Annotated in this window: 13 protein-coding genes; all 13 read right to left on the bottom strand. The window is 69.1% G+C overall.

What is annotated here, in order from left to right:
- Nucleotides 1-45 precede the first annotated feature (45 nt).
- The gene (locus tag D477_RS10760; protein ID WP_005269066.1) at nt 46-1,044 is read right to left on the bottom strand and encodes an acyl-CoA dehydrogenase family protein; all 999 of its coding nucleotides are present in this window, start codon (nt 1,042-1,044) and stop codon (nt 46-48) included.
- A 6-nt stretch (nt 1,045-1,050) separates the two neighbouring features.
- On the bottom strand, nt 1,051-2,253 hold the full coding sequence (locus D477_RS10755) for a CaiB/BaiF CoA transferase family protein (RefSeq protein ID WP_005269065.1): 1,203 nt from the start codon (nt 2,251-2,253) through the stop codon (nt 1,051-1,053).
- A gap of 30 nt (nt 2,254-2,283) precedes the next feature.
- Complete coding sequence (locus tag D477_RS10750; protein WP_005269064.1) at nt 2,284-3,144, bottom strand: fumarylacetoacetate hydrolase family protein; 861 nt, start codon at nt 3,142-3,144, stop codon at nt 2,284-2,286.
- 27 nt (nt 3,145-3,171) lie between these two features.
- Complete coding sequence (locus D477_RS10745; protein ID WP_005269063.1) at nt 3,172-3,945, bottom strand: SDR family oxidoreductase; 774 nt, start codon at nt 3,943-3,945, stop codon at nt 3,172-3,174.
- Nucleotides 3,945-4,841, bottom strand: a complete 897-nt coding sequence (locus D477_RS10740) for a dihydrodipicolinate synthase family protein (RefSeq protein WP_005269062.1) — start codon at nt 4,839-4,841, stop codon at nt 3,945-3,947. The genes D477_RS10745 and D477_RS10740 overlap by 1 nt, the downstream gene beginning before the upstream one ends.
- Nucleotides 4,838-6,064, bottom strand: a complete 1,227-nt coding sequence (gene lhgO, locus D477_RS10735; protein WP_005269061.1) for an L-2-hydroxyglutarate oxidase — start codon at nt 6,062-6,064, stop codon at nt 4,838-4,840. The genes D477_RS10740 and lhgO overlap by 4 nt, the downstream gene beginning before the upstream one ends.
- Nucleotides 6,061-8,172 (bottom strand): TRAP transporter permease, encoded by a 2,112-nt coding sequence (locus D477_RS10730; RefSeq protein ID WP_005269060.1) that lies wholly within the window; start codon nt 8,170-8,172, stop codon nt 6,061-6,063. Before D477_RS10730 ends, lhgO begins: the two co-directional genes overlap by 4 nt.
- Nucleotides 8,169-8,690 carry a hypothetical protein gene (locus tag D477_RS10725; RefSeq protein WP_005269059.1) on the bottom strand — a complete coding sequence of 174 codons (522 nt, stop codon included), beginning with the start codon at nt 8,688-8,690 and terminating at the stop codon, nt 8,169-8,171. Before D477_RS10725 ends, D477_RS10730 begins: the two co-directional genes overlap by 4 nt.
- A gap of 6 nt (nt 8,691-8,696) precedes the next feature.
- A complete protein-coding gene (locus D477_RS10720) occupies nt 8,697-9,707 on the bottom strand; it encodes a TAXI family TRAP transporter solute-binding subunit (RefSeq protein WP_005269058.1) in 1,011 nt (336 codons plus the stop codon).
- Between the two features lie 59 nt (nt 9,708-9,766).
- Nucleotides 9,767-10,366 (bottom strand): carboxymuconolactone decarboxylase family protein, encoded by a 600-nt coding sequence (locus D477_RS10715; RefSeq protein ID WP_005269057.1) that lies wholly within the window; start codon nt 10,364-10,366, stop codon nt 9,767-9,769.
- A complete protein-coding gene (locus D477_RS10710; protein ID WP_005269056.1) occupies nt 10,359-11,087 on the bottom strand; it encodes an SDR family NAD(P)-dependent oxidoreductase in 729 nt (242 codons plus the stop codon). The genes D477_RS10715 and D477_RS10710 overlap by 8 nt, the downstream gene beginning before the upstream one ends.
- A gap of 153 nt (nt 11,088-11,240) precedes the next feature.
- Nucleotides 11,241-11,903, bottom strand: a complete 663-nt coding sequence (locus D477_RS10705) for a GntR family transcriptional regulator (protein ID WP_005269055.1) — start codon at nt 11,901-11,903, stop codon at nt 11,241-11,243.
- Between the two features lie 90 nt (nt 11,904-11,993).
- Entirely contained in the window at nt 11,994-12,464 is a 471-nt protein-coding gene (locus tag D477_RS10700) for a hypothetical protein (protein WP_005269054.1), read from the bottom strand.
- Between the last annotated feature and the right edge of the window lie 59 nt (nt 12,465-12,523).

Here is a 12,523-nt window from a genome sequence, read left to right as displayed (position 1 = left end):
RGTACGTGGAATCCTGAAGCCCAGCCCGGCTTATGGGCCAGCCCATCACGCCCAAATCCAGCCAGCCGAACAACAAGCGGCTCCAGACACCTCACGACTGCCAGCAATCAACCGATGAAAAATCCGGGTTAGCCGCCCGATCTGGAGCGCCAGCAGCATGCCCTTGTTGATCTCCAGCGCCATGTTGACCAGCTTCTCCTGGGTCAGCTGGTACCCGGCCAGCGGTTTGCCGAACTGCAGGCGCTCCTTCGAATAGTCGAGCGCGGCCAGGTAGCTGTCCCGCGCGGCACCCATGGCACCCCAGATGATGCCGTACCGGGCCTCGTTCAGGCACTCGAACGGTCCGCGCAGGCCCTTGGCATTCGGGAGCATCGCGCTTGCGGGCAGCCGCACGTCGGCCAGCTCGATGTCGCACTGGATGGACGCGCGCATCGAGAGCTTCTGCGTGATGGGCGTGGCCGTGAACCCGGGTGTGCCGGTGGGAACCACGAAGCCGCGGACGCCGTCGTCGGTCATGGCCCAGATAATGGCGACCTGCGCCACCGACGCAAGCCCGATCCACCGCTTGGCTCCGTTGATGACCCAGTCGTCGCCGTCGCGCCTGGCGAAGGTGGCCATGGAGCCCGGGTCTGATCCCGCCGTCGGCTCGGTCAGCCCGAAGCACCCGATGGCCTCCCCCTTGGCCATGCGCGGCAGCCACTCGTTCTTCTGCTCCTCCGAGCCGTGCTTGGCGATGGCGCTCATCGCGAGCGACCCCTGCACGCTGACGAACGTCCGCAGTCCCGAGTCGCCCGCCTCCAGCTCCAGGGCGGCGAGGCCGTACTCCACCGAGCTGCGTCCCGGGCAGCCGTACCCCTTGATATGCATGCCGAGCAGCCCGAGTCCGGCCATTTTCGGCACGATGTCCAGGGGGAACTCGGCCCGCTCGTACCAGCCGGCGATGTTCGGCTTGATTTCCGAGTCGACGAACGAGCGGACGGTGTCGCGCAGGGCGAGTTCCTCGGAGGAGAAGAGCGAGTCGATCGACAAGAGGTCTGCAGTCATGGGTTCCTACTTTCTGCCGGAGGTGGAGGGGAACGGCGCAAAGGACGCGCCGGCGTGCTCGCCGAGCAGCGGCGGCAGGCGCCGGTAGCTGGCGGGGGTTTCGGAGAGGCGGATGGGATTCGCGACCTGCCTGCTGGTGCGCGGGCCGCCTTCGTCCGCCATTTCGACGGCGGGGTCCAGGCCCAGCTCTTCGGCCAGCTGCAGTGCCTCCACAATGGAGTTCACCTTCCCGGCCGGAACGCCCTCGCGGCTGAGCAGGGCTGACCACTCCGCCGCGGGCTTGTGCCGGAGCTGTCCCTCAAGGAGCGCCTTGAGTTCGCGGCGGTGCGCGACGCGCTGTGCGTTGGTCCTGAAGCGCGGATCGGCGGAGAGCGCGGGCACGCCGAGCACCTCCACCAGCGAGGCGAACTGCCGGTCAGTGCCGACGGCCAGGGCGAGGGGCGCATCCATGGTGGCGAGCGTCTCGTACGGCGCGATGCTCGGATGCGCGTTGCCCATCCGCTGCGGCGCCTCGCCGGTGGCCAGCGTGCTGGACGCCTGGTTCACCAGCCCGGCCAAGAGGGAGGACAGCAGGTTCACCTCGATCCGCTGACCGCGGCCGGTGGCATCCCGGTGCCCCAGCGCGGCGAGGATCCCGACCACGGCATTCTGCCCGGTCAGCACATCCACCAGCGCCACGCCCACCTTGGTCGGCTCGGAGTCCAGCGACCCGGTGATGCTCATCAGCCCGCCCACCGCCTGCACCAGCAGGTCGTAGCCGGGCAGGTGCGCTCCGGCGGTGCTGCCGAACCCGGTGATGGAGCAGTAGACCAGCCCGGGCCGCTCGGCGTGCAGCGTCTCGTAGTCGAGCCCGAACCGCTGCATGACGCCCGGCCGGAAGTTCTCGATCACCAGGTCCGCCTCCAGCGCCAGGCCGCGTGCCCGGGCCAGGCCCTCGTCGCTGCGCAGGTCGCACACCACCGACCGCTTGTTCCGGTTCACGCTGGAGAAGTAGGTGCCCACCCCGTGTTCGTCGACCGGCGGAACCCAGGAGCGGGTGTCGTCCCCGGCCGGGCTCTCGACCTTGATCACATCCGCGCCGAAATCGGCGAGCATCATCGAGGCGTACGGCCCGGCCAGGACCCGGGAAAAGTCCGCCACGCGGATCCCGGCCAGCGGTCCGTCCGGTGCGGCCGAGCCGCCCTCCGGCATGCTGTCAACGCTGCCCATCGCTGCCATCCTCCTTGCTGAGCGCGGGCATCAGCTGCCCGAGGTGACCGGATTGCGGAGCGTCCCTACACCGGAGACGCGGCATTCGGCGGTGTCGCCGGGCCGGATGTGGATGGCGCCGGGCGTGCCGGTGGAAATGATGTCCCCCGGGTAGAGCGGCATCACCTTGCTGTGGAAACTGACGAGGTACTCGGGGCTGTACCGCATGTGGGAGACCGTGTTGGTCCGCCGCACCTCGCCGTTGACCACCGTGGACACCTGCATGTCGGCCAGCGTCCCGGTCCCGACCGCCTCGGCCAGCGGCACGATCCGCGGGCCGAAGGAGAAGAACCCGGGGAAGTTCTTGGAGCGGGTGAGGAACCGCGGGTTGAGCTGCAGGATGTCCTCCGCCGTCTGGTCCAGCACGGGTACGACGCCGGCCACATAGTCGAGCGCGTCGTCCACCTCTACGTTGCGGCAGTAGCGTCCAATAACGACGGCGACCTCCGCCTCGGTCGTGGTGCGCTCGCTCTGCACCGGGATGGGGATGTCCTCGCCGGGGCCGATCACCGTGTGGTCGCCCTTGATGAACGAGGCGGGCTCTTCCGGCACGCCCTCGGACAGGTCCGACGCGTGCTCCACATAGTTCAGCCCGATGCCCCACAGCATCCGCGGGTGCCGGTAGGGCGCGCCGTAGGTGACCTTCTCCGGATCCCGGAACACCCCGCCGTCGGCCGTTTCCGCAAGCTTTTCCAGCCGCTCCAGCAGGTCCTCGGCGAGGACCTGCCGGATGTCGCCCGTGAAGTCCGGCAGCAGGTCGCGGACCAGGGCCAGCCCGCGGCGGGGATGGACGACGGCGGCGAGTTCGTCCGCGCCATCACGGACCGAGCACAGGTGCAGGGTGTGGTTCATGGTTCCCTTTCGTGACAGGGGGAGGAGTCAGTAGGAGCGGACCATGCCGCCGTCGACCCGGATCTGCTCCCCGGTGACGTAGGCGGCAGGCACGCCGGCCAGGAACGCGACGACGGCGGCGAATTCCTCGGGCTTGCCGTAGCGGCCGGCGGGAATGCCCGCCTCGGAGGACCGGCGGGCTTCCTCCGGGGTGCGGCCGGTGCGCTTGGCGGCAGCTGCGTCGAGGGAGGCCACCCGGTCCGTGTCGATCCGGCCGGGCAGCACCATGTTGACGGTCACTCCGTCCGCGGCGACCTCAGCGGCGAGGGTCTTGAGGTAGCCGGCCAGGCCGGCGCGGCCGATGTTGGACAGCGCCAGGTTGGCCAGCGGCTGCTGCACGCCGCTGGAACCGACGGCGACAATCCGGCCCCAGCCGCGCTCGCGCATGCCGGGGAGCACCAGATTGGTGAGCCGGATGTGCTGGAGCAGCAGCTGGTGGGTTGCGGCCAGGACCTGCTCGTCCGTGACCTCCGCCGCGCCGCCCGGGGGCGGGCCGCCGCCGTTGAGGACCAGGACGTCGATGGGGCCGAAGGCCTTCTCCGCCGCCTCGACCAGGGCGGCCGGCGCCTGGTCGTCGGTGAGGTCGAGTCCGACGCCGATGGCGGAGGGCAGTTTCGCGGCCTCGGCCTGCACCACGTCCTCCCGGCGGGCCGCGAGCACCACGTTCGCGCCTTCCTCGGCCAGCGCCTGCGCGATGGCCAGGCCGATGCCTGAGCTCGAGCCCGGCACCAGCACATTCTTTCCCTTGAGTCCGGTATCCATCAGGCAAGCTCCTTCACGGCGTCGAGGTGGGCGTCGATCATGGCGGACAGCTCGGCCGGCAGGGTGGGGGCCGGCGGGCGGACGAGCGCTTCGGCGATGATGCCGCGGCGCTTGAGGATCTCCTTGCGCAGCGCCAGGCCGATGCCCGGCTGGCCCTCGAAGTTGGCCAGCGGCAGCCACGGCGCGAACACGTCACGGGCGGCGCGGAAGCCGCCGTCCTGGTAAGCGGTGATGGCCAGCTGCAGCGCCTCGGGGTGGGAGAAGCCGGTCATGGCGCCGGCCGCTCCGGCGGCAAGCTCGTCAATCAGCCCGACGCCGCCGAGTCCGCCGAACACCGGAATGTCGATTTTGGCGGTGAGCTGGGCGATGGCCGCGGCGGTGGGCGGGGCCTCCGACTTCACCGCGGCGATGAACGGGCACTTCCCGATCGCGGCCAGAAGCTGCGGGGTGCTGACCTTCACGCCGGAGGCCACCGGGTAGTCCTGCAGGACTATGCCGGCGCCGGTGGCCTGGTGGATGGCGTGCAGGTGCGCGCTGAGAGCCTCGGGGTCCGGAGTGTTGGCCTGCACCATGAGGGCGGCGAGGTTTCCGCCGGCGGCGTCGACGGCGGTGCGCGCCTGCTCGATCGCCACGTTGGTGCTGCGGGCGGAAAGGCCGACGACGATCGGCGTGGCCCCGGCTTCCTCCCTCACGGTGCGCACGGTGAGGGCCTGTTCGCCGGTGTCCAGGGCGGCGCCTTCGCCGAACACTCCGAGCACCACCAGCCCGCTGGCCGGGATGTTCGTGTAGAGCCGGACTTCGCGGCGCAGCGACTCGGTGTCGACGGCGTAGCCAGACCCGGTGAACGGGGTCGCGAGCACGCCCCACAGGCCGCGGGCGAGGGGAGGGGTACTCATGGGGCGGGGGTGTCCTTTCGGTCGAGGGCCATGGCGACGATGTGCTCGGCGATGGCCAGGGAGGAGGTGGCTGCGGGGGACGGTGCGTTCCGGACATTCAGTACCGATCCGCGCCGGGTGATGCGGAAGTCGTCCACGAGCGAGCCGTCGCGGCCCAGCGCCTGGGCGCGGATGCCGGAAGGGCCGGGAACGACGTCGTCGATGGTCAATTCGGGCACGTACTTGCGGGCTTCGGCGACGAACCGCCGCTTGCTCAGCGAGCCGACCATCTCGGTGGCGCCGGTGCGCCAGTGCTTCTTCGCGAAGGCGCGGAAGCCGGGCCAGGCGAGGGCATCGGCCAGGTCGCGCGGCGAGATGGTGGTCCACCCGTAGCCTTCGCGGGCGAGCGCCAGGACCGCGTTGGGACCGACCATCACCTCGCCGTCCACGCGCGGGGTCAGGTGGACGCCGAGGAAGGGGTAGCGGGGATCCGGAACGGGATAGACCAAGCCCTTCACCAGGTCCCGCTTTTCCGGGCGCAGGAGGTAGTACTCGCCGCGGAAGGGCACGATCTTGGGATCGTCGTCGTCCCCGGCGAGCTTGGCCACGCGGTCGGCGTGCAGGCCGGCGCAGATGATGACGGCGTCGAACACCTCGGTGGTCTCCGCTCCCAGGCGGCGGCCGGTCACGGCTGTGCCGCTGCCGCGGCGGGCCAGCGCCGTCACCTCGAACGACGTCGTCACGGTGCCGCCGCCGGCGACCACGTCCTCGGCCAGTGCCCGGGTGACGGCAGCGTAGTCGACAATCGCGGTATGCGGCGAATGCAGTCCGGAGATGCCCTCCACATGGGGTTCGATGGCGCGGAGTTCGTCGCGGCCGATGATCCGGACATCCGGTACGCCGTTGGCCTGAGCGCGGGCGAGGATGTCGCCGAGCCGGGCTTCCTCGATCGGATTCCGCGCCACGAGCACCTTGCCGCATTCGTCATAGGCCAGGCCGCGCTCGCCGCAGTACTCCTGCAGCAGCTCGACGCCCCGACGGCATAGCCGCGCCTTGAGCGAGCCGGGCGTGTAGTAGAGCCCGGCGTGGACCACGCCGCTGTTCCGCCCGGTCTGGTGCGATGCCAGCTCCGGTTCCTTCTCGAGCACCGTGACGTGGGCGTTCGGCTGCAGGGCCAGCAGCCGGCGAGCGACCGCCGTCCCGAGGATGCCGCCGCCGATGACTGCGTAGCGCCGGGCCGTCATCCGGCAGCCTCCGCCGATGCAGCAGTGTGCGAGTGCCGCTTGATGCGGATGACGTGGAGCGGGAGGCCGATGGCGATCACGGCGGCACCAATGCCCAGGTACATCGGCTCCATGACCAGCAGCGGCAGCGAGCCAAGGCCGATCAGGCCGCGTTCCAGCCAGTTTGCCGGCCCCAGGATCCAGCCGCCGGTGGTCACCGCCAGCGCCGAGACCGCGACCGCCGAGACGGCCAGTGCCAGCAGCACCGTCAGGATGCCGCCCTGCATCAGCAGCCCGATGCCCGGTCCCGATAGCACGAAGATGAACGGGACAAGGAAGGCGGAGAGGGTGTAGCGCCAGGTCAGCCACATCGTGGGGATGGGCTTGCCGCCGGTGATGGCCGACGCGGCGAACGGCGACAGCGCGGTCGGCGGCGACACCTCGCTCAGCACCGAGTAGTAGAAGATGAACATGGCCGCGGCGAAGGCGGGAACGCCGACGTCCTGGAGGGCGGGCCCGATGATCACCCAGGAGATGATGAAGCTCGCGGTGACGGGAACGGCCAGGCCGAGCAGGATCACGGAGATCGCGGAGAACAGCGCCGTCAGGAAGAGGCTGCCGCCGGCGAAGTCCACGATGATGTTGGCAAGTTTCAGTCCCAGGCCGGTCAGCGTCATGACCCCGACGATCAGGCCCGCCGCCGCCATCACGGGGATGACGGACAGGGCGCCGGTGGCGCCCGTTGCCAGGGCGTCCCAGATCCGCTTCGGCGTCATCCACGACTCGCGGTCGAAGAAGCTGAGCACGAAGGCGAGGGCGGTCGCGTACACGACGGCGCGGAACGGGGTCATGCCCAGGGCCATGAAGACGACAATCGCCACGAGGGAGCTGAAGTGGTAGCCGAAGCGCAGCAGCAGCTTGCCGACGGGCTTGGCCTCGAAATCGACGGCCTTCGTCTTGAACCGCCGGGCGTCCATCTCAATGGCCAGGATGATGCCCAGGTAGTACAGCAGGGTGGGAATGGTGGCCCAGATCAGCACTTCCAGGTAGGACACGTTCAGCAGGGCGGCAATGATGAAGGCCGCGGCGCCCAAGGTGGGAGGGGACATGATCGCACCGATGCCGGCGGCCGCCAGCACGGCGCCGCCGTGCTCCTTCGGGTAGCCCGCCTTGCGCAGCAGCGGCCACGAGATGCCGCCAAGGGTGACGGTGGTGGCGACGCCGGAGCCGGAGACGGTGCCGAGCAGGAAGCCGGCCAGGGTCACGGTGCGGCCGGGGCCGGAGCGGGACTGGCCGAAGGCCGAGAAGGAGAGGTCGATGAAGAATTTGGTGGCTCCGGAGGCACTGAGCACGGCGCCGTAGATCGTGAACAGGATGATGTACGTCGCCGCCACGTCGGTCGGAACCCCGAAGATGCCTTGGGTGCCCATGACGTTATGGCCCACGAGCCGGATCCAGCCGAACGCGGAGGTCTGGAACGGGTCCGGGAAGTAGGGGCCGAAGTAGGCGTAGGCGAAGAAGAACATCACCACGGCCGGGACGAGGATGCCGACGGTGCGGCGGCATGCCTCGAGCACCAGCACGATGGCGATGGTGCCCATGATCAGGTCGAGGTACGTGGGGATAATGGCCCGCCGGAAGAAGCCGTCCCAGTCGGAGATGATGTACATAAACGGGACGATCGCGACGACGGCGAGCACCCAGTCCACGATGTGCGGATTGTCCGCCCGGCCGGTTTCCTTGGCCCGTGCGGTCCGGCCCCAGCCGCGGTAGACCAGGAAGGTCAGCGACAGGCCGAGCATCAGGAAGGCCGGCAGGTAGAACTGCGTCGCCATGGGGTTGAACACCCAGTAGAGGGCGAACAGCGACAACGCCACCCCCATGACCTGGACGATCAGCTTGGGCTTGCCGCTCAGGTGCCTCGCCGGCTTTTCCGCCTCGAACTCGGCGATGAGGGCCTCTTCGTCGATCGTGTCCTTATCCGGATCGAAGGTTCCCTTTGGGCCGTGGAGGACGCCGAAATCCTCCTTCGAGGCGGGCGCGTCCGCATGGCGGTGGCCACGCTTCCGGCCCTCCGGCGGCAATGCACGGGCGGTTACGGCGCCATTGCCGTCCAGTCGCTCGGTCATGGGATCTCCTTGATTTCTAGCTCAACGTACGGGTTGTCGTGCCCGACCAGCTGCCACAGTGCGAGCGGCGGTTCTCCGGGGACATGGAGGGTGCGCTGCCCCAGGTCGGTGGCAGCGATGGAGAGTGTGTCGAAGACCGCCGGACGCGACGGGTCCGGCGGCACTACATAGTTGCGGCGGTCGTCCGGGCCGGCGGAAACCGGTGCTCCGGGGACGCCGTAGTACTCCTCGAGGACAGCCAGCTGGTCCGCCGCGATTTCCACCAGGCGGTAGGTGCCGTCCGGTAGGACCTCGTAGCGTTCCTCCGCAACGCTCTGGTAGATCGAGTTGCGGTAGCTCACCGCAAACGAACCGGCGTCAAGGGGCACCCGGGCAAGCTCGCCGTCGTCGTTCCCGACCACCAAGGTGCGGCCGCCGGTTCCGCCTTGCCCGAAGGCAAAGGCGAAACCGGCAGCCGACACCGCGGTCAGGGCCCCCAGCCCCACCAGGACGGCGACGACGACGGCGAGCGGGCGCATGGGCTGTTAGCTTCCGGCCTCGTCGAAGTACTTCTGCGCGCCGGGGCAGGTTTCGACGAACTCCAGCTGGCCGGCGGTGGCCGGATCGAGCTCGGCCGCGGCGGGGTGGACCTGGACGAGCTGTTCCTTGTTGCCGTAGATCGCGGCGGTGATGTCGTGCTGCAGCTGCTCGTCCATCTGCTTCGAGGCCACGAGGACGTTCGGCGACGCGACGACCGGGATGGCCTCGTCCTGGCCCTCATAGGTGCCGGCGGGGATGTCGTCCTGGACGTAGTACTTGCCGTACTTCTCGGCCAGCGGTGCGGCATACTCGCCGATCGGGATGAGCACCATGTCGCCGTCCGCGGCAAGGTCGATCAGCGCACCGGTGGGCAGACCGCCGGACCAGAAGCCGGCGTCGATCGTGCCGTCCCGCAGGGCTGCCACGGTTTCGGCGACGCCCAGCTGGCGCCGGTCGATGTCCTTCTCCGGGTCGAGGCCGGCGGCTTCGATGGTGCGGACCGCGGCGACCTCCGTGGCCGAGCCCGGTGCGCCGACGGAGACGACCTTGCCCTTCATGTCCTCGACGCTCTGGATCCCGGTGCCCTCGACCGTGACCGGCTGCAGGAAGTTGTGGTAGACGTTGCCCAGCGAGCAGACGTCGAGGGGATCGCCTTCGAAGTCGCCGACTCCTTCGACGGCGTCGGCCACGACGTCGCCCACGGAGAACGCGAGCTGCGCTGCGCCGCTCTTGATCAGCAGCATGTTGTCGACGGAGGCGTTGGTCTCCTGGACGGTGGCGTCGTAGCCCTCGACGTTCTCGCGGATGACGGTGGCAAACCCGCCGCCGAGCGGGTAGTAGACGCCGCCGGTGCCGCCCGTCGCGATGGACAGGGTGCCGCCGCCGCCCTCGACGGCGCCGCCTCCGCCGCCGCCTTCGGTAACGGGGCTTCCGCAGGCGCTGAGGAACAGCGCCGGTACAACGGCTGCGGCGGCGAGGAGGCGCGCGCCGCGGGCCTTGGGCGAGGTGCTGGGCATGGTTTTCTCCCTTTTCTGGTGCTCGTGCTGGTGATGGGGTTCGTTGGGGCGGGTAAAGCTCATCTCTCCGTGGTCCCGCTGCTTAGGGCGGATGGTTCGGCCGGGACGGCGACGTCGGCCACGGCCAGCAGCCCGGCAAGGGTGCGGTAGTAGCCGACCAGTACTGTCAGTTCGGTGATGCCCTGGTGCCCCAGCTGTTCCAAGGCCTGGGCATAAATCCGGCCGGAAACACCGGCTTCGGCGATCAGCTCACGCGTGAGCAGCAGCGCTGCAGACTCGCACTCCGTGGCGCTCGGCGGGACAGCGCCGCTGCGGACCTGGTCGAGTTCGGCGTCCGTCACGCCCACGTTGCGGGCGACCCGGCTGTGCGCGTACCACTCGTACTCGGCGTCGAGCGCGGCAGCAACAGCACAGATCGCCAGCTCGCGGGTGCGGTCCTGGAGGGTTCCGCGGAAGCGAAGCGCCGCCCCCAGCTGCTGGACGGCGTTGCCGATGGCGGGAGCATGCAGGAGCGCGTTGAACGGCCCGGCCAGGGTGCCGTCGTCGTGCAGGATCCGGAAGGGGCCGTTGGCGCGCGGCGGCGCAGTGATGTCCTTGTAGAGGGAGCGCTGCTCCGGGTCCAAGCTGTCCGGTCGCAGGAGGGGGAAGCGGTCAGACAAGGGTCCGGCCTCCATCCACATACATGACGTGTCCGGTGACGAAGGCGGCCTGGTCGGAGGCCAGGAAGAGGACCGGGCCGGTGAGATCCGCTACCGAACCGAGCCGGCCGGCCGGGACCAGCGAGGTGTAGTGCTCACGGATTCCGGGCTTGTCCAGGTGGGTGCGCGTGAGGTCCGTTTCGGTGTACCCGGGCGCGATTGCGTTGACCGTGACTCCGTGCGGCGCCCACTCGCGGGCCATCACGCGCAGCAGCTGGTTGATGCCGCCCTTGCTTGCGGCGTACGGCCCGTGGTCCGGATGGGCGAGCAGGCCGGAGACGGACGAACAGTAGACCTGGCGGCCCCAACCGGCGCCGACCATGTGCCGGCCGGCGGCCCGGCCGAGGCGGAAGGCGCTGGAAAGGTTGACGTCGAGGATACGGTCCCAATCGTCGTCGGTAGTGTCCAGCACCGGCACGCGGCGGTTGACGCCGACGGCATGGACCAGGACGTCCAGTCCTCCGAGCGCGTCGATAGTCCGGGCAATCGCGTCCTCGCAGCCCGCGGTGGTGGAGAAGTCGGCGAGCAGCGGGAGCTCGTGCCCGGCGAGCCTGGCCGCATCCAGATCGGCGACGGCAACCTTGGCGCCCGCCGCGGTGAAGGCTGCCGCGCACGCTGCGCCGATGCCGCCGCTGCCGGCAACCAGTACGCGCCGTTCGGCCAGGCCGAGCCAGTTCTCCACGAAAGTCCCTTCAGGCAGTCGGGCTGCATCGAAAGGCCTGCAGCCGCGTCCGTCTCGTTACTCACTCACTTTGGAGACTGTATACAAAATTGAGGGAAGGTGTAACCCCCGTCACACAACTGTTACCGAGGCGGCAGCTTCTGACACAAGGGGCTACGGCCGGTTGAGGAAGGTGCGGAGCGCGTCGACGGCATGGTCGCGGTGTTCATTGAGGTACTTGACCAGGCGCTCGGCGTCCCGGTCGGCGAAGGCGTCGATGATGAGGTTGTGCTCTTCTTCGACGCGCTGCCGGTTGGCCGGCACGCCGTAGTAGATGAACCGGTAGGTGTCCGTGGCATCCCAGAGGACCTGGATCAGCCGTTCGAGCCGGGGCATGCCGGCCCCAGAGAGCAGCACGAAATGGAAGCGGCGGTTCGCCTCGGTCATCGCCAGGATATCGGCCGCGTCCGCCGCGCGTTCCACTTCCCGGGCCGCGTCCTTCATCGCCGGCAGGACGGATTCGTCCGCCCGCTCAGCGGCAGCGTGCGCGGCCTCGGTTTCCAGCAGCTGGCGGATGCGGTACACCTCGAGAAGGTCTTCGAGGGACAGCCGGGCGACCTTGAAGCCGCGGTGCGGCTCGTAGACGATCTGCCCTTCGCCCTCCAGGATCTTGAACGCTTCGCGCAGCGGAACCCGGCTCACCCCGAGGCGGTCCGCGAGGGCGTCCTGGCGGAGCGGCTGGCCCGGCTCAAGCTCCCCGGCGATGATCATGCGCCGCAGTTCCGCCAGCGCGAAGGCCTGGGCCGTGGGCGGACGCTTATTGGCCGGATCTGCCATGCGTGCCTCCCCAAGAGTCCGTCATTGTGATGTGGATAACTCTAGTTCAACACATCGGGAGTTTGGCCCGGGCCACTTCGCAGCGTGGACTCAGTGCCGGCCGTACTTGGCGTCGCGCCAGGACACAACGGCGATGGTGATGGAGAGTCCGACGGAGATAATGCCCAGCGGGTTGCAGAGCGCGATCGACATGCCCAGTGCGGACTCGCCGGCCAGCGCGGACATGATGGAGCCGCCGTTCTCGCCGAAGTCCGGCACGGTGAAGCCGAAGCCGATCGCGACCAGCCAGGTCACCACCAGCAGGACGGAGGTCTTCACCGGCGCGCCGAACGGGCGGACCTTCAGCGCATTGGCGGTGGTCTTGACGCCGGCGAGGAGCAGCAGGATGAACAGCACCGGGCCGAGGCTGTAGCCCAGGATGGCCGTCATCGGCCCGGAGATCCCGAACAGCAGCCGGCCGGCCACCACCCAAAGCGCCACCAGCGTAGCCATCGGAATGCTGGCGGCCGCAACGAGGGTCTGGAAAATATTCGCTTTATGTACGACGGCGGGACGGGACACTGCTTCGGAACCACCTCTCTACTGTAGGCAGGAACCGAGGGCGGTACTTGCTCGACGTC

It is taken from the genome of Arthrobacter crystallopoietes BAB-32 (genome assembly GCF_000328305.2).
Lineage (GTDB): Bacteria > Actinomycetota > Actinomycetes > Actinomycetales > Micrococcaceae > Crystallibacter > Crystallibacter crystallopoietes_A.
Note: the sequence above shows the minus strand (reverse complement) of the source record. Positions and strands in the feature narration are given on the sequence as shown.